At 68.7% G+C, this 25,682-nt stretch carries 28 protein-coding genes; 18 read left to right on the top strand and 10 right to left on the bottom strand.

Features of this window, described 5'->3' with window-relative positions; translation table 11 throughout:
* Window positions 1-43 precede the first annotated feature (43 nt).
* The 7 genes from KME78_RS62315 (at window position 44) to KME78_RS62285 (ending at window position 3,476) form a co-directional block, all read left to right on the top strand.
* Window positions 44-283: a hypothetical protein gene (locus KME78_RS62315; RefSeq protein WP_219539701.1), complete on the top strand. Its 240-nt coding sequence runs from the start codon at window positions 44-46 to the stop codon at window positions 281-283.
* Between the two features lie 275 nt (window positions 284-558).
* Window positions 559-909: an ArsR/SmtB family transcription factor gene (locus KME78_RS62310; RefSeq protein ID WP_219539700.1), complete on the top strand. Its 351-nt coding sequence runs from the start codon at window positions 559-561 to the stop codon at window positions 907-909.
* A complete protein-coding gene (locus tag KME78_RS62305; protein WP_219539699.1) occupies window positions 906-1,379 on the top strand; it encodes an SRPBCC family protein in 474 nt (157 codons plus the stop codon). Before KME78_RS62310 ends, KME78_RS62305 begins: the two co-directional genes overlap by 4 nt.
* The gene (locus KME78_RS62300; protein ID WP_219539698.1) at window positions 1,366-1,944 is read left to right on the top strand and encodes a TIGR03086 family metal-binding protein; all 579 of its coding nucleotides are present in this window, start codon (window positions 1,366-1,368) and stop codon (window positions 1,942-1,944) included. The genes KME78_RS62305 and KME78_RS62300 overlap by 14 nt, the downstream gene beginning before the upstream one ends.
* Before the next feature lie 82 nt (window positions 1,945-2,026).
* On the top strand, window positions 2,027-2,167 hold the full coding sequence (locus KME78_RS62295; protein WP_219539697.1) for a hypothetical protein: 141 nt from the start codon (window positions 2,027-2,029) through the stop codon (window positions 2,165-2,167).
* Between the two features lie 169 nt (window positions 2,168-2,336).
* Entirely contained in the window at window positions 2,337-2,948 is a 612-nt protein-coding gene (locus KME78_RS62290) for a class I SAM-dependent methyltransferase (RefSeq protein ID WP_219539696.1), read from the top strand.
* A gap of 39 nt (window positions 2,949-2,987) precedes the next feature.
* The gene (locus KME78_RS62285; RefSeq protein WP_219539695.1) at window positions 2,988-3,476 is read left to right on the top strand and encodes a CPBP family intramembrane glutamic endopeptidase; all 489 of its coding nucleotides are present in this window, start codon (window positions 2,988-2,990) and stop codon (window positions 3,474-3,476) included.
* On the opposite strand, the gene KME78_RS62280 is transcribed toward KME78_RS62285, so the two are convergent.
* Window positions 3,440-3,691, bottom strand: a complete 252-nt coding sequence (locus KME78_RS62280) for a hypothetical protein (RefSeq protein WP_219539694.1) — start codon at window positions 3,689-3,691, stop codon at window positions 3,440-3,442. The two genes, KME78_RS62285 and KME78_RS62280, sit on opposite strands and share 37 nt — an antisense overlap.
* A gap of 110 nt (window positions 3,692-3,801) precedes the next feature.
* On the opposite strand from KME78_RS62280, the gene KME78_RS68375 reads away from it, so the two are divergent.
* The 3 genes from KME78_RS68375 (at window position 3,802) to KME78_RS62270 (ending at window position 8,716) form a co-directional block, all read left to right on the top strand.
* Window positions 3,802-4,056: a hypothetical protein gene (locus KME78_RS68375; RefSeq protein WP_372455139.1), complete on the top strand. Its 255-nt coding sequence runs from the start codon at window positions 3,802-3,804 to the stop codon at window positions 4,054-4,056.
* Window positions 4,057-4,253: 197 nt separating this feature from the next.
* Window positions 4,254-6,611: an ATP-binding protein gene (locus KME78_RS62275; protein ID WP_219539693.1), complete on the top strand. Its 2,358-nt coding sequence runs from the start codon at window positions 4,254-4,256 to the stop codon at window positions 6,609-6,611.
* A 2-nt stretch (window positions 6,612-6,613) separates the two neighbouring features.
* Window positions 6,614-8,716: an ATP-binding protein gene (locus KME78_RS62270; RefSeq protein WP_219539692.1), complete on the top strand. Its 2,103-nt coding sequence runs from the start codon at window positions 6,614-6,616 to the stop codon at window positions 8,714-8,716.
* A gap of 379 nt (window positions 8,717-9,095) precedes the next feature.
* On the opposite strand, the gene KME78_RS62265 is transcribed toward KME78_RS62270, so the two are convergent.
* From KME78_RS62265 to KME78_RS62240, 6 genes are read right to left on the bottom strand one after another with little or no spacing between them, the layout of a single operon-like run.
* Window positions 9,096-10,442, bottom strand: a complete 1,347-nt coding sequence (locus KME78_RS62265; protein WP_219539691.1) for a transcriptional regulator — start codon at window positions 10,440-10,442, stop codon at window positions 9,096-9,098.
* On the bottom strand, window positions 10,421-11,227 hold the full coding sequence (locus KME78_RS62260) for an amidohydrolase family protein (protein ID WP_219539690.1): 807 nt from the start codon (window positions 11,225-11,227) through the stop codon (window positions 10,421-10,423). Before KME78_RS62260 ends, KME78_RS62265 begins: the two co-directional genes overlap by 22 nt.
* Window positions 11,224-11,961 (bottom strand): amidohydrolase family protein, encoded by a 738-nt coding sequence (locus KME78_RS62255; RefSeq protein ID WP_219539689.1) that lies wholly within the window; start codon window positions 11,959-11,961, stop codon window positions 11,224-11,226. The genes KME78_RS62260 and KME78_RS62255 overlap by 4 nt, the downstream gene beginning before the upstream one ends.
* Window positions 11,951-13,540, bottom strand: a complete 1,590-nt coding sequence (locus KME78_RS62250) for a heparinase II/III domain-containing protein (RefSeq protein ID WP_219539688.1) — start codon at window positions 13,538-13,540, stop codon at window positions 11,951-11,953. The genes KME78_RS62255 and KME78_RS62250 overlap by 11 nt, the downstream gene beginning before the upstream one ends.
* The gene (locus KME78_RS62245) at window positions 13,537-14,538 is read right to left on the bottom strand and encodes a Gfo/Idh/MocA family protein (protein WP_219539687.1); all 1,002 of its coding nucleotides are present in this window, start codon (window positions 14,536-14,538) and stop codon (window positions 13,537-13,539) included. The genes KME78_RS62250 and KME78_RS62245 overlap by 4 nt, the downstream gene beginning before the upstream one ends.
* On the bottom strand, window positions 14,522-15,811 hold the full coding sequence (locus KME78_RS62240) for an ABC transporter substrate-binding protein (RefSeq protein WP_219539686.1): 1,290 nt from the start codon (window positions 15,809-15,811) through the stop codon (window positions 14,522-14,524). Before KME78_RS62240 ends, KME78_RS62245 begins: the two co-directional genes overlap by 17 nt.
* Window positions 15,812-15,986: 175 nt before the next feature.
* Here KME78_RS62240 and KME78_RS62235 point away from each other — a divergent pair, with 175 nt between their 5' ends.
* From KME78_RS62235 to KME78_RS62225, 3 genes are read left to right on the top strand one after another with little or no spacing between them, the layout of a single operon-like run.
* Window positions 15,987-16,880 (top strand): carbohydrate ABC transporter permease, encoded by an 894-nt coding sequence (locus KME78_RS62235; protein ID WP_219539685.1) that lies wholly within the window; start codon window positions 15,987-15,989, stop codon window positions 16,878-16,880.
* Window positions 16,877-17,710 (top strand): carbohydrate ABC transporter permease, encoded by an 834-nt coding sequence (locus KME78_RS62230; RefSeq protein WP_219539684.1) that lies wholly within the window; start codon window positions 16,877-16,879, stop codon window positions 17,708-17,710. The genes KME78_RS62235 and KME78_RS62230 overlap by 4 nt, the downstream gene beginning before the upstream one ends.
* Before the next feature lie 33 nt (window positions 17,711-17,743).
* On the top strand, window positions 17,744-19,288 hold the full coding sequence (locus tag KME78_RS62225; RefSeq protein ID WP_219539683.1) for a hypothetical protein: 1,545 nt from the start codon (window positions 17,744-17,746) through the stop codon (window positions 19,286-19,288).
* Here KME78_RS62225 and KME78_RS62220 read toward each other — a convergent pair.
* Window positions 19,263-20,069, bottom strand: coding sequence for a hypothetical protein (locus KME78_RS62220; RefSeq protein WP_219539682.1), 807 nt, complete (start codon window positions 20,067-20,069; stop codon window positions 19,263-19,265). The genes KME78_RS62225 and KME78_RS62220 overlap by 26 nt on opposite strands.
* A 2-nt stretch (window positions 20,070-20,071) precedes the next feature.
* Entirely contained in the window at window positions 20,072-20,980 is a 909-nt protein-coding gene (locus KME78_RS62215) for a DNA-processing protein DprA (protein ID WP_219539681.1), read from the bottom strand.
* On the opposite strand from KME78_RS62215, the gene KME78_RS62210 reads away from it, so the two are divergent.
* The 5 genes from KME78_RS62210 to KME78_RS62190 all read left to right on the top strand — a co-directional run bounded on the left by KME78_RS62210 (window position 20,979) and on the right by KME78_RS62190 (window position 25,377).
* Window positions 20,979-21,137 (top strand): hypothetical protein, encoded by a 159-nt coding sequence (locus KME78_RS62210; RefSeq protein ID WP_219539680.1) that lies wholly within the window; start codon window positions 20,979-20,981, stop codon window positions 21,135-21,137. The genes KME78_RS62215 and KME78_RS62210 overlap by 2 nt on opposite strands.
* 263 nt (window positions 21,138-21,400) lie before the next feature.
* On the top strand, window positions 21,401-22,111 hold the full coding sequence (locus KME78_RS62205) for a hypothetical protein (RefSeq protein WP_219539679.1): 711 nt from the start codon (window positions 21,401-21,403) through the stop codon (window positions 22,109-22,111).
* Window positions 22,112-22,757: 646 nt separating this feature from the next.
* On the top strand, window positions 22,758-23,306 hold the full coding sequence (locus KME78_RS62200) for a hypothetical protein (RefSeq protein WP_219539678.1): 549 nt from the start codon (window positions 22,758-22,760) through the stop codon (window positions 23,304-23,306).
* Window positions 23,307-23,576: 270 nt separating this feature from the next.
* Window positions 23,577-24,737: an RNA-guided endonuclease InsQ/TnpB family protein gene (locus KME78_RS62195; protein ID WP_308127600.1), complete on the top strand. Its 1,161-nt coding sequence runs from the start codon at window positions 23,577-23,579 to the stop codon at window positions 24,735-24,737.
* A gap of 181 nt (window positions 24,738-24,918) precedes the next feature.
* Window positions 24,919-25,377 carry a hypothetical protein gene (locus KME78_RS62190; RefSeq protein ID WP_219539676.1) on the top strand — a complete coding sequence of 153 codons (459 nt, stop codon included), beginning with the start codon at window positions 24,919-24,921 and terminating at the stop codon, window positions 25,375-25,377.
* A gap of 48 nt (window positions 25,378-25,425) precedes the next feature.
* On the opposite strand, the gene KME78_RS62185 is transcribed toward KME78_RS62190, so the two are convergent.
* A partial coding sequence (locus KME78_RS62185) for a transposase family protein (RefSeq protein ID WP_219537099.1) occupies window positions 25,426-25,682 on the bottom strand: 257 nt, incomplete at its 5' end.

Genomic DNA, 25,682 nt, shown 5'->3' with positions numbered 1-25,682 from the left:
CGCGCAGGAGTCGCTCGCGCGGGCGTCCGGCTAGGGTGCGCGCATGGGTTCAGGACGGTCCGGGGTGCGATCCGGTGTTCGGGCTGGTGTCATCGACGGGGCGGTCGCCGGTTGTGTGGCCGCGGCGTTGCTGGTCACCGGGTTGTCCGGGCAGCATTCCGGCACGGGCCTCGCGCTGCTCGGCTATGCGTTGCTGGCGGTCGGCGGGCTGGCGCTGGCCGCGTGCCGCCGGGCTCCGGTCGTGGTCCTGGTCGTGGCCAGCCGGTTCTGCAGATCGACGTAGGCAGGGTTTCGCGCCCTGCGGCCCCCTCGGGTGTACTCCGGAATCAGAATCGTCTCGCCAACTGGTCCAGTTTGTACAGGTAAATCGAGGACAGAATCGGCGAGGCGACCCCGCCTTGAGGAGCCCCCGACAGGGCTGGCTCGCTGGCCGCGTTCGCCGAGGACGTCCGCACGTTCTTCCACAGCCTGAACCCGACAGCAGGGCGCGGGCCGCTTGACCACGAGCGGGCCCGCGCTCTACAGTCTCTTTAAACTAAATGGTTGAAAGGGGACTGAATGTCGACCGACACGCTGTCCAGGACGTTCGCGGCCCTGGCAGACCCGACGCGGCGCGACATTGTGGGACGGCTGTCGGTCGCCGACGCCACAGTGAACCAGCTCGCCGAGCCTTACCGGATGAGCCTCCAGGCGGTGTACAAGCACCTGCGCGTGCTCGAGGAGGCAGGCGTGGTCAGCCGGTCGCCAGGACCGCAGCCACGCATGGTGCGATTGGAAGCCTCGGCCCTGGATCAGATGGAAAAGTGGATCGAGCGGTACCGTCGCCAGGCCGAGGAGCGATACCGGCGTCTCGACCGGGTGCTGGCGGAGCTGCGCGACACCGACGAAAACGAGGAGCACCACCGGTGACTACGGTCACGGCCGACCCGACGGTCCCGATCATCCACATCACCCGGGACTTCCTCGCCACCCCGGAGCAGGTGTTCCGCGCGCACACCGATCCGGAGCTGTTCGCCCGCTGGGTCGGGCCGGACACGACGCGCACCCGCATCGACCACTGGGACGCCCGCTCCGGCGGCAGCTGGCGGTACGTGTCCGTGACCGACGACGGGGTGGAGTTCGCGGTGCGCGGCTGCTTCCATGACGTGCGCCGCCCCGATCGCATCGTGCAGACGTTCACCTTCGAACGCGAGCCCGACGGGGTCGCGCTGCAGACCACATGGTTCGAGGATCTGGGCAACGGCCGGACCCGGCTGCGGACCCAGTCCCTTGTGGACAGTTTCGAGGGCCGGGACGGCATGCTGAAGACCGGCATGCGGATCGGCCTGGACAACGGATACGCCAAACTCGACAGGATACTGATCAATGACAATCGCTGAACTCAATCCTGCGGAACGGCACCGCCACATCGCCGGCACGTTCACCGACCGGGTCCGCCACGTCAAGAACTGGGACGCCGCCACACCCGTGCCCGACTGGACCGCCCGCGACGTGGTCCGCCACCTCGTCGAGTGGCTGCCGGGATTCCTCGCCTCCGGCTCCGACGTCCAGCCGCAGCGTGGACCCGACGTTGACGACGACCCCGCCGCCAGCTGGAGCGCGCATTGCGGCTGGGTGCAGGCGCTGCTGAACGATCCAGGCTCGGCACAGCGGATGCTCGAGAACCCGCACATCGGCTCCCTGCCCCTCGACCGGGCGATCGACCAGTTCTACACGACCGACGTGTTCATGCACACGTGGGACCTGGCCCGCGCGACCGGGCAGGACGACCGGCTCGACGCGGACTACTGCGCGCAGGTGGTGGACGGGATGGAGCCCTACGAGGACGTCATCCGCTCGTCCGGCCAGTACGGGCCCCGGGTGCCGACCCCGCCCGGCTCGGACGCGCAGACCCGGCTGCTCGGCTTCATCGGTCGTGATCCGTTCTGGACCCCGGCCTCATGAGCGACGCCGTGGTGACCGACGCCCCGCGCCGGTCACCGCGGCGCCGGCACCGTCGCGACCCACGCGTCACGTCGCCGCCCTGATGATCATCGGGTTCGTGCTCGGCTCGGCCGGTGCCGTCGCGGTCACCGACATCTCACCGGTCTGGTTCGCGATCGCCGTGATCGTCGCCGGCGTCGCGGGCACCTGGATCGGCGGCCGCCTCAGAACAGCAGGCAGGTAGCTCGGCCTGACGCCGGATCGTCGCCGCGGACCAGGCGCACCGGCGCCGGACGAGGTCTTCCGGTCGGACTGAACGGGACTCACGCCAGCTATTTCGACCAACTACGGGCGCAGGGTTGACGGCATACGGATCCATGACCGGAGCGGCCTGCGGATGGGAGGGTGAACGAATGATCTCTGGGCAGTTTGCTCGTCCGCGCGGTCTGCTCGGTCGCCTCGTCGGCCGCACGATGGCGCGCGACAACGCACAGTTGACCCGCCGCGTCGTGGCCGCGCTCAAGTTGTCTGGCGACGAAACGGTGGTCGAGTTCGGGCCAGGCCCGGGAGTGGGATTGCGGCTGTTGGCCGAGGCACTGCCCAACGGGCGCGTCATCGGCGTCGAACCCTCGCCCGTGATGCGCGCCCAGGCCGGGGCGCGGACCCGCCGGTTCGCGCACCGGGTGGAGATCATCGACGCTACCGCGGAGACCATCACACTGCCCGCAGGAAGCATCGACGCGGTCTGCGCGGTAAACAACGTCCAACTATGGCAGCCGTTGACAGCGTCCTTGGCTCGCGTATTCCAGCTGTTGCGATCGGGCGGCTCGATGGCCATCGGGATCACCGAACACGCCGTTCTTGCCGACGGCGGCAGCGCCGGGCGTAACTTCGACACCCAGCTGCTGCCGTGCCTGACCGAGGCGGGCTTCATCGACCTGATCGCCGTCTGGAAGCCCGGCGGCAACGGCGAAGAACTCCTCATCGAGGGTCGCCGCCCCCTCCATTGGGGCCGTTCCAACTGAAATCGCAGTTCAAGGACCTCGCTGAGGGCGACACCCCCGTTGTCTATACCTGCCGCCTTCCTGTTCCGCATCGTGGAGGAACATACCGGCACCGTGATCGCCCTGGTCGTGTCCGCCGCGCTGTTCGGCGCGACGCATCTCGTCGACGTCAACGCCACGCTGTGGGGCACGCCCTCGCTCGGCCTGACGGGCGGGACCATGACGGCCGCCGCCTACGTCGCGACCCGCTCGCTGTGGTTGCCGATCAGCCTTCACTTCGCCTGGAACTTCACCCATGCCGGCATTTTCGGTGTCGTACTCTCCGGGTCGGACCTGCCACCCCACGGCCTGCTGAACGCGACGCTGTCCGGCCCGGCCCCGCTGACCGGCAGTACGTTCGGCCCCGAGGCCAGCCTGCTCGCGCTGCTGGTCTGCCTGGGGCCCACGACCTTCTGGCTACGGCGGGCCGCCCGCACCGGCCAGATCCGGCACCGCCCGCGCCGAGCCGTGGCTTACGCTGGCTCGGATTCGTCCTCGAAGACGAAGTAGATGCTCAGGACGAACGGTTCCGCTTCACCGGTCTGGTAATCCCACGAGACATCCGCCAGGAATACGTTGTGAGCCCCTACCCACTCCTGGGCCTTGCCGAACGCTTCCGCGGCGGTCCGCGCGGGGAACAGCAACCTGGCCATCGGATGGACTTGCGCGTCGGCATCGGAGTCGTCGAAGTCCGCCGGAACGTCGAGCCGCAAATCGGGCTTCATACCCCGCAGTCTCCCACATTGATCGCAGCGCCCGCCGATGAACGGGCCGAACCCCCGGATCGGCGGACGGCGGCAACCGAGCCCGGACCGATCGCTCCGCCGGTGGGCTTGTGCTGATGCTGCACTTCGGCATGAACGGCTCACTGCCCTGGCGCTCCCCTGCAGAACCATGGCACCGCCATGACCGTATCGCCTGGCAGTTCGACGACGGTGAACCGCGCTTCCGCGGCATGCGCAAACTCCCGGGCATCCGGCTCACCCACGATGAAATCAGGCCGAGCGGATGCTCGAGCTCGGCCCGGACGCCCGTGGCGTGTCCCGCTGCCAATGTCAGGATCGCCTGGCGAGAAAGGCGACTGGAATAAGGCCTCAGGCAACATTCGCCCCATGTACAGGTCTAATGCTTGCCATGGGTTGCCCACAATTCGGTATTCGACCCCGTATGCGCGATGAACAGGCATACCTACTGGCGTGGCCGGCGCTCGACATGGGCACATATGTTGATTTTATCAGCCCTAATGTTTATATGGCGAACCACTGACCGAGCCGATCCGAGGCATCGATGACCGCAACCACATTGAGCATCTCGGCGCAAACGTATATCAACGGACTGCCCGCTGAGGTGACCAGTTTCATTGGCCGCCAGAGCGAAACGGCGACAGTCAAGCGCCTGCTGACGGACGCCCGTATGGTGACCCTCACCGGGCCCGGCGGCGTCGGCAAGACCCGGCTTGCCCTGCGCATCGCCGCCAACATACGGCGGGCCTTCCCCGACGGGGTCTGGCTGGTCGACCTCGCCGAACTGGACAACGCCGCGCTGCTGCCTCAGGCCGTGGTCGCGGCGCTGAAGATCCAGAACCATTCCGCCCAGCCGGCCATCCAGATGCTTGCAGAGCACCTGCGCGAGCAACGGACGCTGGTCCTCCTGGACAATTGCGAGCACGTCCTCGACGAGTCCGCCATGGTGGCCCAGACGCTGCTGTGCTCCGCCCCGGAACTGCGCATCCTGGCCACCAGCCGACAGCCGCTGGGAATCGCCTGCGAGCAGACGTTCACCGTGCCCGCGCTGCCGCTGCCGAACCGTGAATGCCGGCATGGCACTCAGGCCGCCCTCTCCGACGCGGTACAGCTCTTCGCCGAGCGGGCCGCGGCCGTCCTGCCGGGTTTCACCATCACGAACGAGAACCAGGACACCGTCGAGCGGATCTGCCGCCGCCTCGACGGTCTCCCGCTCGGTATCGAGCTCGCCGTCGTGCGGTTGCGCGCACTCTCGGTCCACCAGTTGCTCGAGCGGCTGGACGATCTCTTCCGGCTGCTGGCCGCGGGATCGAACGCCGCCGTGTCCCGCCACCGAACGCTCCGTGCCCTGATCGACTGGAGTCACGGGCTTTGCACCGAGCACGAGCGCCTGCTGTGGGCCCGCATCTCCGTGTTCACTGGCAGCCTGGATCTGGAGGCTGCCGAAGCGGTCTGCGCCGGGGACGGCATCGCTGGTGACGAGATCATCGACCTGGTGACCGGCCTGGTGGAGAAGTCCGTCCTGATCCGGGAGGAGCATCCGTACAGAGTGCGATACCGGCTGCTGAACACGATCCGGCAGTACGGCCGGGAACGGCTCGTCGCCTCCGGACAGGAGCAGGAACTGAAACGCCGGTATCGCGATTACTACCGGCAGCTGTCGCGTGCAGCGCAGGCACAGCTGTTCGGCCCCGCGCAGGTCGAGCTGATGACCCGGCTGCGGGCCGAACATCCCAACCTGCGCACCGCCCTGGAATACTGCCACGCCGAGCACGCCGGGCTGTGCATCGACATGGCAAGCGACCTACTCTACCACTGGATCAGCAGCAGCCACCTGGGCGAAGGACGCAACTGGCTCGAACAGGGACTCGCACACGCCGATGACGGGACCGAGCAGGTCAGAGCTCGCGCGTTGTGGGCATGCGGCCGGCTCGCCATTCTCCAGGGCGATCCGGCCTCTGCCCTCGAGTTGCTCGCCGCGAGCAGAGCACTCGGCGCACGACTCGGGCTGGAACCGGTCCTCGGTTACGTCGCGCTCTACTCCGGAATGGCCGCCATGCACGAGGGAGACACCACGTCGGCCATCAGATTCTTCGGGGAGGCGGTGACCCATCATCGCACCAGCGGAGACCCCGCGGGCGAAGTCCAGGCGCTGACCTGGCTCTCTCTCGCCTATTCCTTCCTCGGAGACTCAGAACGCGCCGTCGCCGCCGCCGAGCAGAGCATCGCCATCTGCGACGCTCATGGCGAGAGCTGGCACAAGGCGTACGCGATGACGGCGCTCGGCATCGAGCTCTGGCGGCAAGGTGACACGCGCCGCGCGACCGCCCTGGAACAGGAGAGCCTGCGCGTCTTCCACACGCTGGACGACTTGGTCGGGGTCGGGGTCAACATCGAGGTGCTGACCTGGATCGCCGCCTCAGAAAAGGAGTACGCGCGAACCGGCGAGCTCCTGGGCATCCTGCGGAACGTCTGGGAGGCGATCAGCGCGCCGCTCCTGGGATTCGGCCACCTCAGGCGATACCACGACGAATGCGAGGTCCGTACGCAGCGCGCCCTTGGCGAACCCGCCTTCCAGAAAGCCGTCAAACGGGGCGCCAGGCTCTCCCATGACCATGCGCTCGCCCACGCCCTCACGGAGGAGGCACCTTCCCCCAGCCGATCCGGTGAGGCGGGCCGACACCCCCTCCTCACCCCACGGGAGACGGAGATCGCCCAGCTCATCGCCCAGGGAATGAGCAGCAAAGAGATCGCGGCAAGACTAGTGATCGCTCAGCGCACCGCTGAGGGCCACACCGAGCACATCCTGCGCAAGCTCGGCTTCAACTCCAGGACCCAGATCGCCTGCTGGGCCGCTGAGCGGGCCCGCCTCGCCAGCCAAGGACCTCCGGACGGTGAGTGAGCATGCCCACCAACACGATCCGGAACGTACCGGCCGCCGAACAACTGACGGCGCACCGGTCGCAGATCGAGGCCTCCGGTTTCATCGGACGCAGGCACGAGATCTCCGAAGTCAGGCGGATCCTGCTCAAGACCCGCCTGCTGACCCTGACCGGCGCGGGCGGGGTCGGCAAGACGCGGCTGGCGCGACGCGTCGGCGAGATCGTGATGCGGAACTACCGGGACGGGGTTCGGCTGGTGGAGCTGGCCACCGTCGAGGACGAGGAACTCCTGGCCCCGACCGTGGCCGCCTCGCTAGGGCTCCGTGACACCAGGCCTGACCTCGTGGCCCTGCTGACGGAGCACCTCGCGAACAAACACATGCTGCTCGTGCTGGACAACTGCGAACATCTGCTGAACGCATGCGCCCTATTGGTACAGCGGCTCCTGCGTGGCACCTCGCGGCTGCGGATCTTGACCACGAGCCGCCAGTCTCTCGGGGTGTACGGCGAGCGGGTGCTGCCTGTGCCGTCACTCCCCATCCCGAAGCCCGGCGACAGTACGCGCGATATCGCCCGGCGTGACGCCGTGCGCCTTTTCGCGGAGCGGGCGGCGGCGATCCGGCCGGGCTTCCTCGTCAACGCGGCCAATGCCCGGGCGGTTGCTCGGCTGGCCCACCGCCTGGACGGGATTCCGCTGGCCATCGAGCTGGCGGCGGTACAGCTACGCACTACATCGGTGGAAGACCTCGTGAACGAGCTCGACGAGCGCCTGGCAGCACCGGCCGAGGCCGCCCCCGGCAGGCTGGCACGCCACCAGACTCTGCGCGCGGCCATGGAGTGGAGTTTCGGGATGTGCTCGTCCGGCGAGCGGCGGCTGTGGGAGCGGCTGTCGATCTTTCCTGGCGGCGTGGACCTGGAGACCGCAGAAGCCGTCTGCTCTGGGCAGGGTCTGGCGCGCGAGGACGTGCTGGACCTGCTGGCCGGGCTGGTCGACAAGTCCATCCTGAGCGGAGCGGAGCAACACGGCACGGTAGTGCGCTACCGCATGCTGGAGACCATCCGCGCCTACGGTCGCGAACGGCTGCCGTCCGCGGACGCGGAGGCCCTGCGCGAGCGCTACATCGACCACTATCGCAGGTTGGCAGGGCGAGTGCGCGTGGACCGGATGGAGCCCGACCAGGTCGACCGTTTCCGAACGCTGAACCTGGAGCTTCCTAACGTACGCGTCGCCCTCGACCTCTGCTTCGACCGGCCCGGCGACGCGCCCACCGGGTTGGAGATCGCCTCCGAGCTGTGGAGCAACTGGCTCGTCTCCGGTGCTCTCAGCGAGGGCCGGCACTGGCTGAAACGCGGCCTCGCGCTCGTGCCCGGACCGGGCCTCACCAGAGTGATGGGCCTGTGGGCCGACGGGCTGCTCGCCATCTATCAGGGGGATCCGGTGGCGGCAGCCGACGCGCGGGAGTGCTCGGCGCTCGCGCGGCAACTCGGGGATGAGGCGGCGCTCACCTTCGCCGTTCAGATATCCGGCATCGCGGCGTTGTCCAAAGGCGACGCCGAGGGCGGGCTCGCGCTCCTTGAGGAGGCCCTCAGCCGTCACCGTGCGAGAGGTGACGTCCACGCCGTGGGGGTCACCCTGTACTTCACCGCTCTCTTCGCCGCCACTATGCGTCCCGACCGGGCCATCGCCTGCGGTGAAGAACTCGTGACGATGTGCGAGGATCGTAACGCGCCGCTCTTCCGCGCGTACGCTCTGTACGCGGTCGGCATGGCCCGCTGGGAGCAAGGCGACTGGCGACAGACCGAGGCCAGGATGCGGGAGGTGGCCGCCTTCTGGGGCGCGGTCGACGACCGGTGGGGCCTGCCTCAGTGCATGGAGGTGCTGGCCTGGACCGCTGGGGCACGCGGCCGGCACGATCGGGCCGCCCGCCTGCAGGGCGCCGCCCACCAGCTGTGGGAAGGGACCGCCTCCTCTCCGTCACAGCTGCGGTTCCAGGCAAGGTCACACCAGGAGTGCACCGAGCGAGCCCGCCGCGCGCTGGGAGCCCAGGCATACATGGCGGCCTTCCGGGACGGAGCGCGACTCGGACTCTCCCGGACGGTCGCCTACGCACTGGAAGAGCCATGACGCCTTCCCTCGAACCGGCCCTGTCGCCCTTCTCCACCTGGCCGGCGACGCCGACGTTGTGATCAGGCGACAGGTGGGCGCGATGGCGACTGCCGTTCGCGAGCCTGCCCTCGGGGGCGAATCTTGCCGGGATCTTGCCGAACCGACAGGAGATCCCCGCACGTTCACCGACAGGGAGTTTCTTCGCCAGGGACGGCCTGCTGCGCTGCGAGGTCGAGGATGCCGATCCGGAACTGCCACGCGTGCGTGCCGCCGACCTGGATGCGGAGGACGAGCGCGGGTTGTTCCTGGTCGACATGCTCTCCCAGTGGTGTGCAATTGGTTCGACTCCCCCTCGGACACAACGGCCAGGCCCCGTGCAAAACCCACCCAGACGCTGCTAAACCCGCACAAGCCGGTACGGCTGGCGCGGCCGGCCGGCCTGGGCGCCCTTGACCGGAGGGATGGGCCAGGCCAGCCCCTCCTCCGCGAGGCTCTGCAGCACCCGGCGGGCGCTGCGCGGCGCGATGGCCAGCACGTCGGCGACGATCTCGGCGTCCACCACCATCGCGTCCGGCCCGTCGTCGAGCCCTTCGATCAGTCGTTCCAGCAGCTTGGCCGCCTTGGTGGTGACGACGGGCTCGGCCTCGACGCGCTTGCGCCGGCGGACCGGCAGGGACAGCACCGAGCCGTCGACGCCCACCAGGTAGGCCGCCGCCGCGCCCGCGTTGCGTGCCTTCTCGACCGCCACCAGGGCGTTGGCGTCGGCGTCCCGGGCGGTGCCGCCCAGGCCGATGCCGACCTCGACCTCGACGCCGGTGTCCGAGCGGATCCGGTCCATGAACGGCGCCGCCCGCAACCCGTCGGTGGCCTGGCCGAGCGCGCCCAGGGTGGCGGTGACGACATAGCTGTTCTCGTCGCGGGGGGCCACGGTCGCCCCCATGAGCCGGGCGTCGGCCAGCAGCGCCTGGTGCAGTTTGAGCTTGAGCTCCTGCTGCCAGTAGTTGCCGGGCCCCGAGTAGCTGGGCCGCGAGGAGGTGGCGAGCTCGACCACGACGATGGCGATCTGCGCCTCCTCCAGCCTGCTGCCGGTGCCGAGCAGGGCCGCGGTGTTGAGGGCCAGCCGCAGGGTGTGGGTGGTCGGCATCATCCGCAGGGCGGGCACCCCGGCGGCGTTCAGCGCCTTGGCGACGCTCCTTATCGTGGTCAGCGCCACGGTGGTGGCGCCTTGCCGGTAGAGCTGCTCGTGGAAGCCGATGAAGCCGCGCACGGACTCGGGCTCGTCGTACTCCGACAGGTGGACACCCGCGGTGCTCACCCCGATCTCGGCGTAGGCCTCGTCCACGTCGGCGGCGGGCAGCGAGTCGATGCTCACCCTGGCCGGGTCGATGCCGTGGGTGAGCACCCCGCGCAGGAGGGTGGCGTAGAGGGCGGCCCCGCTCATCGGGACGTGCGTGGCGGGGACCGGCAGCTCGCCCGCCTGCCTGGCGAGGTCGTGCTGGAGCGGGCCGGTGAAGAGCACGACGTCGATGCTGTCGGCGATGCGCGAGAACTTCTCGTACGTCTCGTGCTCCCCGGCGAGCGGAGCGCCCACCAGCCGCCAGTCGGCGGCGGCGGGCAGGTCGGCGCCGACCATCACGATCTGCTCGACCAGGTCGTGCGGGCCGACCACCCCGATCCCCACCCTGGACCGTGTCTCGGGACGCAACCGATCCATGTTCTTGATCACCCCAGTCCCGAACGCCATCGAAGCAGGCGGGTCATCGTTCCGCCGAGCACCGCCGCCCGGTCGTCCTCGGCAAGGTCACTGAAGATTACCCGGCCGAGCGACATCCGGAGATCAATGAACGGGAAGTCGGACCCGTACACCACCCGGTCCGCGCCCACTTCACGCACCATTCTGGAAATGTCGGCGCCGGTGTTGAACGACCCGCAGAGCTCCAGTATCACCCCGGGACGCCGGAGCGCCACCTCGATCGCGGCCTCGAAGCCCAGAGGGGTGGCCCCCGAGTGCCCCGCGAGGATCACCACGCCCGGGTGGGCCGCCGCCACGTGATCCACCATGGGCAGGTCGTTGTACGGCGAGCCGTCGTAGGTGTGGGTGAGCACGGGGCAGCCGGTCCGCTGGGCGAACTCCCACACCGGGGCGTAGCGTGGGCCGGTGAGCGGGTAGTCGTGCAGGTCGGGGTGGAGTTTGATGCCGCCGAAGCGCTCGTCGTCGCCCCACTTCGCCAACTCCCCCACCGGGTCCTGCCAGGGGTTGACGGTCAGGTAGCCGGTGAAGCGGCCGGGCGCGAGGCCGACCGCCGCGGCGGTGGCGGCGTTCCCGGCGGCGGCGTCGAGCTGGATCGCCAGGTGACTGGAGATGACGGCTTGTGACACGCCGCACCGGTCCATGACCCGGACCATCGCCTCCGGTCCCGCGTCGGGGATGAAGAACAGGCTGTACGGGCCGGCGTGCGCGTGCGCGTCGACGATCCGGACCTCGGTCTGTGGCCGCCGCTCCCACAGCGCGGACACAAGCGGGTTCACGCGGCCTCCGCCTTGAGCAGGCCCAGCAGGGTGCCGGAGCCGATGGCGGCCACGGCGGCGTCGTCCAGTTCGGCCCAGAGCAGCCGGGTGACGGCCTCGGCCGGGTCCCGCAGCGGGGCGCCGGTGCCGAAGACGAGCCGGTGCGCGCCGTACCGCTCGGCGAGCCATTCGAGCCCGCGGTGCGAGGACAGGTTGGCCAGCCCGAGGTAGACGTTGCCGGTGCGCGCCAGCACCCCGGCCGCCTGCCTGAGCAAGCGGTAGCCGAGCGAGCCGACGACGATCGGCAGCCCCGGGTGCGCGGCCGCGATCGACTCCACGGCGGCCCAGCCGATCTGCGGCGCGTCCACGAGCAGCGGCAGCCCGGCCTCGGCGATCGCGCCGAGCATCGGCGCCGCGTCCCTGCCCGCCAGGTCGTAGCCGTGGTCGGCGGGATAGGCGCGGACGGCGCGGACGCCCCCGTCGAGGGCCGCGGCGACGAACTGGGCGGGCGTGCCCGTCTCCCCGCAGGTGTCGGGGAGCATCACCCAGCACGGGTGGAGCCTGGGCTCGGCCGCGACCAGGCCGAGCAGTTCCCGGTTGCCCGTCCCGGGGTCGTGCAGCCAGGACAGGGTGTGGCTCACCACGGCTTCGGCGATGCCGAAGCGGTCCATCCCGGTTAGTGCCCCCGTGACCGTGCCCGGGCCGGTGTCCCTGCGGGGGTACCGGCCGAGCATGGCGTCTGCGTCAATGAGCATGAACCATCCATCTGTCGGGGATCGAGGGCGGCTCGTCGCGGTAGGGGAAGACGCCCACCGTGAAGCGGCCGTCGCGGCGGCGCAGGCCGAGTGAGTGGATCTCGCCGTACTCGGCGGTCCGGGTCAGCGGGTCGGGGATCCTGGCGGGGCCGGTCCCGTACAGGACTTCGTCGGGCGGTTCGAGGGGGACGACGAGGATTCCCGGGCCACGCAGCCCGGCGTGGCCGCCGTCCCGCTCCACCCACGGCGACAGGCCGTGGATCTGCCAGATCGCCTCGGCGTCGATCCGGTCGGTGATCACCCAGTACGGCGAGGGGCCCTTGACGAAGCGGATCTCGCGGTCGTGGCGGGCGCTGTAGCCGTGGTGGTGCCCGGCGAAGACGTCGGCCTCCGGCGAGACGGAGAACAGGTCGCAGGCCGCGCGGCGATCCTCGGTGTACTCCTGGCCGGGCACCAGCAGGGTGTTGTGGGCCCTGGTCGCCTGGTACCAGTCGTAGTAGCCGGGGTCGTCGTAGGACGGCGGGCCGCCCCCTTCCCAGGCCAGCGGCACGCCCCAGCCGGACAGCACGAAGTCGAGCGCGGCGTGGTGGCTGTGCGGCTCCAGCTCGTGGCCGACGTACGGGCCGTAGTTGATCACCGTGTGGAAGTGGCCGTGCCGGAAGGTGGCGTAGCCGCTGGCCGCCAGGTTGTGCGACCCTTCGGCGGGCTGGACGCCGTCGAGCCAGACGACGCCGCTGTCCTGGAGGTGCGGCACCCAGCCGGCGGGCGTCGCGAGGACCGCCAGCCAGCGGCGCATGGCCTGGTAGCGGGGGTGCGCGTCGAGGCCGGGTTCGACGGCCGCGGCCCGGCCGAGCCCTTCGAGGCACATGCCGTGGTAGCCGGGCGAGCGTTCGTGGTGGCCGCCGTCGGCCCGTACGTCGTGCTCCAGGTGCTCCAGGACGCGGGCCGTCGCGACGGCGGCCCAGCCAGCCGATTCGGGGAGATCGGCGAAGATTCTCGCGGTGTGCAGCAGCTCGCAGGCGGTGGCGAACTGCCAGTTGCCGTACCGGAACTCGTCGTGCTCCTCCACGGCCCAGCGGGCGCCGCCGAGCACGGTCTTCATCATCCGCAGCCAGCATCCGTCGCTCAGCGCGGGCTCGTCGGCGAAGACGGCCAGGGCCTCGGTGACGTACATGGCGCGGGCCCGCACGCCGAGCGAGTACCAGATGACGTCGAGGCCCGGCCAGTCGCCCCGGACCTGGTCGCGGCCGTCGTACCACTGGCGGAAGAGGCGGTCCCACTCGGCGGCGTAGCGCGGGTCGCCGGTCTCGGCGTAGGCCGTGACCAGCGGGGTCATCCAGCGCAGGTAGTGGAAGCCGTACAACCGGGAGCGGCCGTGGCCCTTGTCGAGGAAGTCGACCTCGACCCCGAGGAGCTCGTCCGCGCCGGCGGCGGCGAGCGCGGCGGGCACCGGCCGGGCCCGCCGCCAGCGCCTGGCCTCGGCGACGCTCGTGGCGCCCAGCGCGCCGAGCAGCGCCTCGTCGCTGATGTGCCGCATCCGCGCTGGGTCGACATGCGGCGGTTTCTCCACGTGACTCATGCGGGCTTCACCGGCAGCCCCGTACGGGCCGACTCGTGCGCGGCGGCGAGCACGGCGGTCACGTGCCGCGAGCTCTCCACGCTGACGAGGGGCTCGGCGCCGGTACGGGCGCAGTCGACGAAGTGGTGGATGGCGTCGCGGTAGGCGCCGGCGGGCACGCCGTGCACCACCCGCTGGAGCATGTTCCTGGGGTAGGAGTAGGCCTGCTCGGTGGCGAGCTGGATGTTCTCCTTCTGCCGGTCGAGCTGGATGACGCCCGACTCGCCCACCACGGTGACGTAGCTGTCGACCATGGTCGGGAAGGTGCTGGGATAGATCCAGGCCGACTCGAACGTGGCCACCGCGCCGCCGGCGAACCTGGCCTGGATCTGCATGGCGTCCGGGGTCTCGATGCCGAGCCCGCGCAGCTTGCCGTAGCGGGCGGTGGCGAAGACCTCCACGACGCGGTCGTCGTACAGCCAGGTGACCAGGTCGATGTCGTGGCTGGACAGGAACCACGCGCAGGTGGTGTGGTCGGCCCAGCCGATCATCTCGGTGGGCACGTGGATGGTGTCGTCCTTGCGGGCGTACCCCACGACGGGCTCGCCGATGAGCGGCATCTGCTCCTTGGCCTGCGCGTACGCGGGCACCCAGCGGTGGTTGAACAGGCACATCGCGGTCACCCCCGCCTGCCGGATCGCGGCGACGGAGCGGTCGGCGTCCCCGACCGTGGTGGTGAACGGCTTCTCGACCAGGATGTGCACGCCCGCCTCGGCGGCGGCCACCATCACGTCGGCGTGCAGGTGGTCGGGGGTGGTGATCGAGACGGCGTCGACCGTGCCGGAGGCGAGCAGCTCCTGGTAGCCGGGGTAGACCGCCGCCTGCGGGGCGTGCTCCAGAGGGCGGCGGGCGACGGCGGTGATCTCGGCGTGCGGGTGGGCGGCCAGGACCTCGGCGTGGCCGCGACCCATGATCCCGGCCCCGACGATCCCGATTCTGAGCTTAGGCAAGTGCGTCATTCCATTGCTTCTCGGCGGCCTGGAGCGCTTCCTCGGCGGTCTTGGAGCCCTGGAGGAAGGCTCTCAGCTCCTCGGCCAGCGACTCCGACAGCTCCATGTCCTTCTGTGTGCCGAGCGGGGAGTACTCCAGCTTCGGCAGCCCCTTCACGATGAGGCCGCGGGCCACGTCCATCGGGTCGTCGCCCCCTTGACCGGCGAAGAAGGGATCCTTGGTCGAGGAGATCGTCGAGGGGTAGATCGGCACCAGCTTGCAGAAGGCGAGCTGGTTGGCGCCGTTGGCGAAGAACTTGATGAACTCGGCCGCGGCCCGCTGGTGGGCCGAGGACTTGGGGATGGCGAAGGTCTGCTGGGCGAGGAGCAGGTAGCCGCCGGTCTTGGTCTGTACCGGCTCGGTGATGGCGAGGTCCTTGTAGACGTCGGGCGCGTTCTTCTGGATGTTGAGCAGCGTGGCGGCGAACGTGCTCGCGGACAGGGCGAGCTGGCCGTTGTCCAGGCTCTGCGGGAAGTTACGCACGTCCTTGGAGACCGCGCCGGGCGCGATGCCGTGCTCGTCATAGCTCTTCTTGAACTTACCGAGCAGCTCGGCGACCTCCGGGGTGTTGAACGCGGCCTTCTTCTTGTCCGCCGACAGCAGCTCGACCCCGTAGTAGCGCAGGACGGAGGCGGCGTTGATGCCGGGGATGTCGTTGGTGCCGTAGACCTTCGTCTCGGCGTAGACCTTGTCCGCGAGGGCCAGCGCCTCGTCGTACGTCTTCGGCGGCGCCTTCTCGTCGAAGCCGGCCTTGGCGACGACGGACTTGCGGTAGATGCCCACCGGGGTGCCGCCGTTGTACCAGGGGACGGCGTAGAGCTTGCCGTCCACGCGCAGCGGTTCGACCAGGTTCGGCTGGAAGTCGGCCAGGTCGGCGGGCTTGAACAGGGTGTCGAGCGGGGCCAGCGACTTGACGAACCTGCCCAGGTCGCTGGAGGCGAGGTTGACGGCGTCGGGGACGTCGCCGCTGGCCACCGCGGCGAGCAGCTTGGTCGCCATGTCCTGGCCGGGCACGTCGACCCACTTCACGGTGACCTTGGGGTGGTCCTTCTGATACTGGGCGATCAGGCCGTCGATGTAGGCGCCGTAGTTCTTCTTCAGGTTGATCGTCCAGAACTCGACCTCGCCCTCGAACGGCTGGTCGTCGCCCGTTCCGGCGGTGCCGCCCGACGTACCGGCCACGCAGCCGGACGTCAGGAGCGCCAGGGCGAGCGCTCCTGCCGTTAAGGCGCTTCTTCTCATCACCGCGGGACCTCCTGGCTCTTATGGCCGTCCTTAATCCTTCTTTCGGCACCTTGGCAGTCCGCTGGTCGTGCCGTCAAGACTTGGACCTTGACGGCTTTCGGGCGTTGTCTATAGGCTCCGCCCAAATTCTGGCCAGTTTTTATCCCCACTTCGGCCAGCACAATTGGATGTGATGCCGATGGCCATCAGCCGGATCCCCGGACAGCGCTGGTACACGCCGTACCTCTTTCCGATCCCGGCCCTCGTGCTGTTCGGCGTCTTCTTCGCCTGGCCGGCGTTCACCGCCCTGCAGCTCTCCTTCACCGACTACGACGGGGTGAGCCCGCCCGTCTTCGCCGGTGTGGACAACTTCGTCAGGATCCTCGGCGACACCCGGTTCTGGACGGCGCTGCGCAACTCGCTGCTGTTCCTGCTCGGGCTGTTCCCGCTGCTGGTCGTGCTGCCGCTGCCGCTGGCCGCGCTGGTCAACCAGAAGCTGCCGGGGATCAAGACGTTCCGGATGCTCTACTACCTGCCCGTCGTGACCTCGATGGTCGCGGTGGCGGTGGCCTGGAACTACGTCTTCCACCAGCAGGGCGTCCTCAACTGGCTGCTCACCGGCTTCGGCCTGCTCGACGAGCCCGTCCAGTTCCTCCTCGACCCCACCTGGGCGCTGCCCGCGCTCATCCTGGTGGAGGGCTGGAAGAGCATGGGCGTCTACATGATGATCTACCTCGCCGGCCTCCAGACGATCCCCGCCAGCCTGTACGAGGCCGCGCGGGTCGACGGGGCGGGCACCTGGCGGCGCATGCGGAGCATCACGGTGCCGCTGATGATGCCCTACATCGCGGTCGCGATCACGATGGCCATGCTCGACGCCATGCAGGCGTTCACCACGGTGTTCGTCATGACGAAGGGCGGGCCGCAGGACGCCACGCTCATGCTCGGCTACTACATCTGGTCCGAGGCGTTCGAGAAGTACGACATGGGCTACGCCAGCGCCGTCGGGCTCGTCCTGTGGGTGCTGCTGATCGTCATGGCGCTGCTCAACTATCGGCTTACCGGCGGAAAGCAGGCGGAGCGTTGACCCACGGCCTTGCCTTTTACGTCCGCCGCGCGGGCATGTACGTGGTGCTCGTCGCGATCGCCCTGGTCTTCGTCGGCCCCTTCCTGATCCTGCTGTCGGCCGCACTCAAGCCCGCCGGACAGGCCGTCTTCTCCTTTCCGCCCGACATCATCCCCCGGCCGCCCGTGCTCACCTGGGCCCAGGAGGCGTGGACGGCCATCCCGTTCCTCCGCTACCTGCTCAACTCGGTGCTCCTGGTCGGCACGACGGTCCCGCTGTACATCCTGGTGTCGGCCCTGTGCGCCTATCCCCTGGCCCAGATGCACTTCCGGGGCCGGAGCCTGATCTTCTTCGCGATCCTGGCGACGATGTTCATGCCGGGTGAGGTCATGCTGCTGCCCAGGTTCCTGGTGGTCTCGCAGCTCGGGATGGCCGACAGCTATCTGGGGGTCATCCTGCCCGGGGTGCTGTCGGCGTTCGGGATCTTCCTGCTCCGCCAGACCTTCGCCGGGGTGCCGCGCGAGGTGGTGGACGCCGCCAGGACGGACGGCTGCCACGAACTGCGCATCTTCTGGCACATCATGCTGCCCGCCGCCCGGCCCACCCTGGCCATCCTCGGCGTCTTCGGCTTCATCTCGGTCTGGAACAGCTTCATCTGGCCCATGGTCGTGCTCAAGGACTCCTCGCTCTATCCCATCGCGCTGGGCATCGCCTACCTGGCGGGCATCACCGGCACCGACGTCCGCAGCCTGGCCGCCGGCACGGTGATCTCGATCCTGCCGGTCATCGTCTTCTTCATGCTCATGCAACGCCACGTCCTCGAAGGCATGCGCGGTGCGGTCAAGGGCTGACACCGCGTCCCACCCCCCTCGGAAGGTAGTGCCATGCACCTGTCCCTGTCCCGCAGGCAGTTCACCACCGGCGCCCTGGCCATGGGCTTCCTGGCGCCCCTCACCGGAACCGCCCGCGCCGCGGCGGGTTACGACTACACCGCGCGCGAGACGTTCGACCTGTTCGACCGGACGTTCCACGCGAGCGGCGGCTCCGGGCAGCCGACCGACACCAACGAGGCCGGCGGCCTCGCCTGGGGGCAGTCGTACGTCCTGGCCGGCTTCATCCGCATGTACGAGGCGTACAAGGACACCCACTACCTGGACCGGCTGATCACCAACATCGACCTGGTGCTGGCCGGCCGCGACTCGGCGCGCGGGGTGACCGACTATCGCGGTCGCTCGCTGCCGGCCTGGCGGGCGATGGCGCCGTACACCGTCGGGACCGTCACGCTGAAAGGCGCGGACGGCACCCCGCTGCTGGAGGTACGCACCTCGCTCACCTACGCCAACGACGCGGTCGCCACCGTCACGGCGGGCACTTCCGAGGGCCGCTTCTCCCTGGAGGTGAAGAACAACCGGACCAACGTGGTCGCCACCTTCCCCGACCTGTCGCTGGATCCGTCGGCGGCGGACTACGCGGTACGCCGCATCCTCGACGCCTTCCCGACCCCGACGCGGGTGACGGCCAAGGACCTGCGGCCGTCGCCGTCCGGTAATGCGACGCTCGCGCAGGGGGCTACCCCGTTCGTCTCGCAGCCGGTCGTCTTCACCGTGCACACCGGGATGATCACTTACCCGATGGCGTCGTTCGCCAAGATCGTCCTGCGCGACCCCCGGCTGCTGGCCGTGGCGAAATATCGGCACAAGGCGGTCGAGTACCTGAAGGCGGCGCGGGACGCGGCGGCCGTGCACGACGACGAGTGGCGCCAGACCGACGACGGATACGGCTACTTCGTCTGGAACAAGGGCACCCCGCTCGCCTACGACGGCACCGAGCAGCCCACCAACCAGGGCCTGGCGCTCGGCCAGACCTACGCCGAACTGGCGGCGGCCACGGGCGACCCGTTCTACAAGGACCGGACCCGGCGGATGGCCCGCATGTTCGCCCGCGAGCTCACGGTGGACGCCGACGACGCCTATGTGTGGTCGTACTGGCCCGCGTTCGGCAGGACGTACCAGGGCTTCGCCAAGACCGACGGCGTCTCGGAGTACACCCCGTCCAGCACGCCGGTCCGCAGCATCGAGGATCTCAGTCACGGCGCGATCGACGTCGAGTTCGCCGCCGCGGCCTTCCGCGCCAAGCTGGCCTTCACGGGTCAGGACATGGCCAGGTTCGCGCGTACGTACAGCAAGAACCTGATCGCCCCCATCGGCGCGGACGGCGCCCCGACCGCCTACCTGCGCGTCGACGGCACGGGCAGCACCACCACCCCCGGGCAGTACCTCCAGGCGCCGCGCTGGATGGCGGTCGCGCAGTGGGACGACGCGGTGTTCACGCACTCGCGCTCGATCTATGACGCTCGCGCGGTCGAGCCGCAGTACGGCTCGTACCTGAGCTGTGTCGCCTACCTCAACTGGCACGCCCGGCGCCGGTAGCGGCTTGGTGGTCGCTGACGCAGCAGCGGTCGAAACTGAACGGCCGGTCGTGCGACTCCCGCCAGATCCGGGCGCTGTACGGATCCCTGGACGCGGGGTTGATCAACCGGGCGACGACGAGCACCACCACCGCGGCGGCGCCGTTCTCGATCAGCCTGGACGCGGCGCTCTGCGCGTGGGCGCCGGACACGAACAGGTCATCCACCAGCAGCACCCGCGCGCCGGCCAGCCCGTCGCCTCGGACGCGGAACGCCGCCCGATGCGACCGGCGGCCGGCGAGCACCGTCGCCAGCCTGTCATCGGCTTCCAGGAGGAGGGGCCGGTGCAGGCGGGCCAACGCGCCCACCTTGCCGACGACCTGCGGCATGGTGTGGAACGCCTCGATGGGCCGCTCGGTGCGGGTGCTCGGAATGGTGGCCACCAGCGTGAACGGTCCGCCGGCCAGGCCCTGCAGGCAGCCGGCGTGCCGCCGGTAGAAGCAGGCCACCGTCGCGGCGAGAAAGTCCGATCGCTTCCGCCTGCCCGCTGGATCCCTTTTGCGGACCACGATGTCGTACAGCTGCGTGTCCTTGGCGGTCAGGGAGATCGGCACCACGTGCTCGGTGTGCCCGTACAGGTTTTCCGTGGTGCGCTTGCAGCTCGCGCAGGTCGCCCAGGGCCCGCCGGTGGCTTCGGAGTCGTTCGGGCCGGAGTGGCAGATCCGGCAGACGCCCGGCCGTGCCGGTGGAACCGGGTGATACAGCGGCAGGAACTCGCGGGTGAACGCCTCGGCGTCACCCATGGTCAGCAGGTGTGCGTTCGAGGGGCCATATCTACGAGATTGACCGCCTGCCGGCACAGGTCGTCTATGTCCTGAACGACAGTCATGCCTCCCCGGAAGCCCGCCCTGTCCACCCACGGCTGTTCCTGTTGGAGCCGCTGTGACACGAACACACGCTTGCCGGTCCGCAGCGCCTGCTCGACATGGCTTGCGGAGGGCCCGCGGTCGGCGCCGTCGACGACGTACAGGCAGTCGGCCAATCCGCAGGTCACGATGCGTGCTCTCGTGACGGTGCGGTCGGTGGGGGCGGCGCCGGGCCAGAACGGGGAGACGATCGCGCCGCAGTCGGCTATCTGCTTGGCCACACTGGCGTACTCGCCGAGCGTGGCCGACTCTGTGATGCCGCCTGCGAGGACGGCCAGGGTACGACTGGTACGGCCTTTGGCTGCGAGCGCCGCCTGGTGGACAGCCGCGTCCAGGTCGGTGCGTAGCGGCGCGACGACGGTCAACCCGGCCTCGGCCAGGGCTTGCGCGGCGGCGGCCGCGTGGTCGACGTCGTGCTCGCCGACCACGGCGACCGCCCGATGGTCCCCGGCCTGGAAGCGGCCGCGGATCCACAGGAACGGCTGGCGGTCGTACGCCCAGATCGCGTTGCCGGGGTAGGCGTCATCCAGCACGGTGACGAGATGGACGCCATCGGTGCGCATGGCGGTGATGAGGTCACGACCCCAGGAGAGGTCGTCGGGCTGCACGCGGGCGGCGATGGCGGCGGCGTGCGCCTGGTCGTCCTCGTCCCGGCACGCGTAGCCGCCGTCGAGAAGCTCCAGGGCGCTGCCGGAGTCGAGGATGACGCGCGCGGTGTAGAACCAGGGCTGGTCGTGGGTGGCCTTGGTGAGGGCGAGGACAGCGGCCTGCTCGTCGATCGTGGTCATGGTCATCACCATCTCGAACGTGGTTTCGGTGGTGAACGTACGCGCCGACACCGACAAGGCGGCGACGGGATGCGCGGTTCCAGTGGCCTATGGTGCCGAGACCGGCAGGTCGGCGCCCGAGGTTGGCACGAACCGGCTATGCCGTCTTGGGCTTTGACAGCGACTGGGGCCTCACGGCTTTGGGCCCAGGAGTAGAGGAAGCGGTCCGCGCCGGATCCTCGCCAGGGCGCGCGTCATTGTCGACGATTTCGATGCTCCGGTGGCGGCGAGTTGAGCGATCCGTCCCGGCGGGAGGTTGGTGGTCGCCCTTGCATCCGTCACGATCCTGGAACTCTACGCATTCTTTCTATGTACGCAGCATGAGAGGTTCGCATGCCCGCTTAATGCCCGATTGCTGCCCTGTTCGTCATCGGCGCGAAAATGTTAGCTTTCTCGCGACAGCCGTTCTTCATCGCAGGAAAGAACCGCAATGCGCACGGTCGGATTGTGGATCAGAAGAACAGTGCCGCTCATCAATATGGCACATATGTAGACGCCAGCGGCCGGCACCAGGACAACAAGCTCCGGCAGAGTGGAGGAAAGTACGGCACAGTACTGATCACCGTCCCCGGAGCTTTGCCGGGGGTCATGTGGTTCACCGAAAAGATCCAGCAGGAAATCACCAGGCAGGAGAGAGGGAAAATGAAGAAAATAGCATGGGCTGCCGCGACCGCCCTGACGGTCGGCCTTCTGACCAGTGCGGGACCCTCCGCAGCAATGGCCTCGCCAACGGACAACGAGGTTCACAATACGAGCACGATCGCCGTGGGCGCCGTCGAGGTCTATAGAGGCCCTGCCTGTATCTACCGGCAGGGCTGTTACGATGCCCTGATTCCAGCAGGGCAATATTCAGGCTGGCGGCACACGGGCGCCATCTTCTTCGGAGACAATTACTGCTTACGAGTCCGCCCCTGGCAACCGGGAGGCGGTCTGGGGCCCGTACAGATCAGTCCCGAGGGGCCCGGGTGGGCCGTATTGCCCGATGCTCCTCCTGGTTTCGACGTGCGGGCAAGGCCGATCGGCAGTGCCGACTGCGACCGCTCGGCACAGACCTCCAGCGATGCTGGGTACTTTGTTCAGGCCAAGCAGTAACGCTGACGGTTCTGAAGGCACTTAACATGCCGGAAATCGCCTTTCCGATGGCTGGAAGCCGCTTGTTCCTCGACCGTTTCGGGGAATAAGCGGCACTCCACAAAGCGCGACTGCCGCCATGGTGATCTCGACTGGTGGGCGCCTGCGGGCATGACGTCACCATCGCCGACCCGCCGACCGACTTGCTCGATCTGCCCACCCTGGCCGAGCTCCTGGACACGTTGCCCGACCCGCCCCAGGCCTGCGCGCCCGAACCGGCCTGCCCGGGACGGTACAGCCGGCCGCCAGCACCCTGGGACGGCTGCTCGCCCGCCTGGACGGTGACGCCTTCGACACCGCCACCTGCACCTATCTGACCTCGCTCGACACCCTGTTCAAGCCCGCCGACCTGGCCGACTTCCAGCCGAACCTGGTCGAACCGCTGCGCGTGGACGGCAAGCTCTACGCCGTGCCCTGGGAACGACGTCACGTGCCTCCATCGCTGACAAGACCAGCCTCGATGAGTCCGCCGCCCGCACCGCCGTCAACGACGGTCATCCCCGCGGAACGAACTCGGAAAGCCCATCCCCGGCGGGTGTACCGTCTAACACGCGAAGTTGATCACGAAGGGTGCCTGCCGTTGATACCGCGTGACACCCGATTGGACGTGTCTCACGATGAGCGTGTCAGCAGATACAGCGAAGTCGCGAGCGCGTTGGCGTTCCACAGCGACCGGCAGCTCGGCGAGTCTCTGGAGCAGGCGCAGCTTCTGGGCTCGGGGATAGGCGGCGCCTCGGCGCTGATGGCCATGGATGGCGTGCCGGTCTTCGCCAAGCGAGTGCCACTGACCGACCTGGAGCGCCGCACAGGCAACGTGATGTCCACGGCGAACCTGTTCGGGCTGCCCTCGTTCTGCCAGTACGGAGTCGGCGGGCCGGGCTTCGGTGCCTGGCGTGAACTCGCGGCCAACGTCATGACGACCAACTGGGTCCTGGCCGGGCGCAGTGAGGCCTTCCCGCTGCTGTATCACTGGCGGGTGCTACCCGGAGCGCCACCACCTGGCGATGAGCACGCCGACGTCGAGGCGGTCGTTCAGTACTGGGATGGATCATCAGCGGTACGGGATCGTCTCCACGCCGTTGCGCGGGCCTCGGCCAGCATCGTGCTGTTTCAGCGCGATCTGTCGTGGAACCCCGGGCGTTCACGCTCGGGATGAAACGGCAGCGCGGGAGGCCCGCCGCCAAGGGCCGAGCGGTGCGGTGACGGCAACGTTTGGGGAGCGGCCCAGCCTGGGCGTTTCTGGTTGTCGATGTAGTGCTTGATGACGGACGGCGGTGCTTCGCCGCAGGAGGACGTCGTCAGTGAACGGTCCGCGCCGGTACTGGGGTGTGCAGACCACGTGCATGTGAAGGGTGACGACCGCAGGGCCCCGCGAATGTCGGAGTTCGCACGCGCGATAACGGAGAGTAACGCTACGATCTTCCCTGTGAAGATCGTCGTGCGGGTGAAGCTGATGCCGGAGCCTGGTCAGGCCGCCGCGCTGTCGGCGACGCTGCGGGCGGTCAACGACGCCGCGAACTGGGTGTCGGCCGTGGCGTTCGAGCACGGCGTGCCGCGTGAGTATGCGCTGCGCAAGCACACCTACGCCGAGTTGAAGAGGCGGGGGCTGGGGGCGCAGGCCGCTCAGCACACCATCAAGAAGGTCCGCGACGCCTACACCACGCTGGCGGCGAACCTGCGTGCCGGCAACCTCGGCAAGAAGGGCTCCCAGCGCCGGACCACAGCCGAGTCCAAGCCGATCACCTTCCGCCCCGAGGCGGCGCACCCGTTTGACGACCGGTGTCTGAGCTGGCAGTACGACGCTCAGACGGTCAGCATCTGGACCACCGCCGGGCGCATCAAGAACGTCCGCTTCGCCTGTTCCGCCGACGCGCTCAAGACGCTGCGCCAGCACCGCAGGGGCGAGTCCGATCTGGTCGAACGCGACGGCGTGTTCTACCTGATCGCCGTGTGCGAGGTGCCCGAAGCCCCGCTCAACGAGCAGCCCGGCGGCTGGCTCGGCGTGGACCTGGGCATCGTCAACATCGCCACCGTGGACGGCATGACCCGGTTCACCGGACGCGGCCTGAACCGGCACCGTAAGCGGCAACTCGACCTTCGCCGCAAACTCCAGGCCAAAGCCACCAAGTCCGCCAGACGACGGCTCAAGCACCGCCGACGCACAGAGTCGCGGCACGCCGCGAACGTCAACCACATCATCGCGAAGAAGATCGTGACCGAGGCCGCACGCACCTGTTCCGGTATCGCTCTGGAAGACCTGGGCGGAATTCGGGACAGGGTACGGCTCCGTAAGCCCCAACGGGTCACGCTCCATTCCTGGGCTTTCCACCAGCTCGGGACCTTCCTCGCTTACAAGGCGCGGCGGGCGGGTGTCCCGCTGGTGTACGTCGATCCGGCCTACACCAGCCAGGAATGCGCCGACTGCCATCACATCGACAAGAACAACCGGGTCGACCAGGCCCTGTTCATCTGCCGGAACTGCGGGGTCGTTGCCCACGCGGACCGGAATGCCTCCCGCAACATCGCCGCACGCGGCGAGGCTGCGTGGATTGCGGGGCGTGAGTCACGCGTCCCAGCCACCCCCTAGGTGGTCTGGACGGAGGAGGCCACACCACAACCAGTGGTGCCCTACCTCCAAACCCGATCCTTCAGGGCCGGGTCAAGTTGACGAGTTCATCCCCTACAACCTCGACGACTGGCTCGCCGCTCAGCTCAGCGCCGGCCAGGACGCCGCTGTGGCGGCGAGCGGCATGGTCGAGTCGTGTCTGGTGACCGACGTGGCCTTCATGAACGACCAGGGGTTGATGCACTTCGACGCCCATTTCGGCAACATCCTCACCGATGGTGAACGCCTCTACATCGCCGACCTCGGGCTGGCGACCTCCCCTCGGTTCGACCTGTCCACCCAGGAGATCGAATTCCTGGACCGCAACCGGACCCACGACATCGGTTACGCGCTGATGCGGTTGGTCAACTGGCTCGTCACCCATGTCTGCGGGGTGAAGGTGCCGCAGAACGGTGGGCCGGTACAACGCAACGCATACATCCGCGCGTGCGCGGACGGCGCGGACCCTGCTGGTGCTCCGCCGGCTGTCGCCGCGATGATCCGCCGGTACGCACCCGTGGCGGCGGCCATGAACGACTTCTACTGGGACCTGTTCGGCTCCGATCGGACAACGCCGTATCCGAGCGAGCAGATCGAACGCGCCATGAACGCGATGCGCTGAGGATGTGCGCAAGCCGAGGCGACACCGGAACAGGTCAGTGACCCCTTTTCATCCTCGCGCGACCTCGTAGTTCTGTAGGACGGCGATGGCCTTGCAGAGATGTCCGGCCTTGTGAGGGCAGCTACGTAGCTTGCGAAGGATGCGCCAGCTCTTCAGCTGGGCATTCGCGCGTTCGCCCGGGCCGCGAAGTCGAGCGTGTGAGCGGTTGGCCAGTTTCTGCGACTCGGGCTTGTTCTTGCCCTTGTAGGGCGTGATGACCGGGCCTTCTGCGCCCTGGTAGGCCTTGTCGGCGAGAGTGAGGATCC

Origin of the sequence: Nonomuraea guangzhouensis (genome assembly GCF_019396345.1) — a bacterium.
Lineage (GTDB): Bacteria > Actinomycetota > Actinomycetes > Streptosporangiales > Streptosporangiaceae > Nonomuraea > Nonomuraea guangzhouensis.
Note: the sequence above shows the minus strand (reverse complement) of the source record. Positions and strands in the feature narration are given on the sequence as shown.

Excerpts from the sequence above, each read along its gene's own strand:
- KME78_RS62295 (WP_219539697.1), top strand. The coding sequence starts at position 2,027 with ATGATCATCGGGTTCGTGCTCGGCTCGGCCGGTGCCGTCGCGGTCACC.
- KME78_RS62300 (WP_219539698.1), top strand. The coding sequence starts at position 1,366 with ATGACAATCGCTGAACTCAATCCTGCGGAACGGCACCGCCACATCGCC.
- KME78_RS62290 (WP_219539696.1), top strand. The coding sequence starts at position 2,337 with ATGATCTCTGGGCAGTTTGCTCGTCCGCGCGGTCTGCTCGGTCGCCTC.
- KME78_RS62265 (WP_219539691.1), bottom strand. The coding sequence starts at position 10,442 with ATGGCGTTCGGGACTGGGGTGATCAAGAACATGGATCGGTTGCGTCCC.
- KME78_RS62250 (WP_219539688.1), bottom strand. The coding sequence starts at position 13,540 with ATGAGTCACGTGGAGAAACCGCCGCATGTCGACCCAGCGCGGATGCGG.
- KME78_RS62280 (WP_219539694.1), bottom strand. The coding sequence starts at position 3,691 with ATGAAGCCCGATTTGCGGCTCGACGTTCCGGCGGACTTCGACGACTCC.
- KME78_RS62275 (WP_219539693.1), top strand. The coding sequence starts at position 4,254 with ATGACCGCAACCACATTGAGCATCTCGGCGCAAACGTATATCAACGGA.
- KME78_RS62220 (WP_219539682.1), bottom strand. The coding sequence starts at position 20,069 with ATGGGTGACGCCGAGGCGTTCACCCGCGAGTTCCTGCCGCTGTATCAC.
- KME78_RS62235 (WP_219539685.1), top strand. The coding sequence starts at position 15,987 with ATGCCGATGGCCATCAGCCGGATCCCCGGACAGCGCTGGTACACGCCG.
- KME78_RS62270 (WP_219539692.1), top strand. The coding sequence starts at position 6,614 with ATGCCCACCAACACGATCCGGAACGTACCGGCCGCCGAACAACTGACG.
- KME78_RS62315 (WP_219539701.1), top strand. The coding sequence starts at position 44 with ATGGGTTCAGGACGGTCCGGGGTGCGATCCGGTGTTCGGGCTGGTGTC.
- KME78_RS62245 (WP_219539687.1), bottom strand. The coding sequence starts at position 14,538 with ATGACGCACTTGCCTAAGCTCAGAATCGGGATCGTCGGGGCCGGGATC.
- KME78_RS62240 (WP_219539686.1), bottom strand. The coding sequence starts at position 15,811 with ATGAGAAGAAGCGCCTTAACGGCAGGAGCGCTCGCCCTGGCGCTCCTG.
- KME78_RS62310 (WP_219539700.1), top strand. The coding sequence starts at position 559 with ATGTCGACCGACACGCTGTCCAGGACGTTCGCGGCCCTGGCAGACCCG.
- KME78_RS62205 (WP_219539679.1), top strand. The coding sequence starts at position 21,401 with ATGTTAGCTTTCTCGCGACAGCCGTTCTTCATCGCAGGAAAGAACCGC.
- KME78_RS62225 (WP_219539683.1), top strand. The coding sequence starts at position 17,744 with ATGCACCTGTCCCTGTCCCGCAGGCAGTTCACCACCGGCGCCCTGGCC.
- KME78_RS62210 (WP_219539680.1), top strand. The coding sequence starts at position 20,979 with ATGGTCATCACCATCTCGAACGTGGTTTCGGTGGTGAACGTACGCGCC.
- KME78_RS62255 (WP_219539689.1), bottom strand. The coding sequence starts at position 11,961 with ATGCTCATTGACGCAGACGCCATGCTCGGCCGGTACCCCCGCAGGGAC.
- KME78_RS62215 (WP_219539681.1), bottom strand. The coding sequence starts at position 20,980 with ATGACCACGATCGACGAGCAGGCCGCTGTCCTCGCCCTCACCAAGGCC.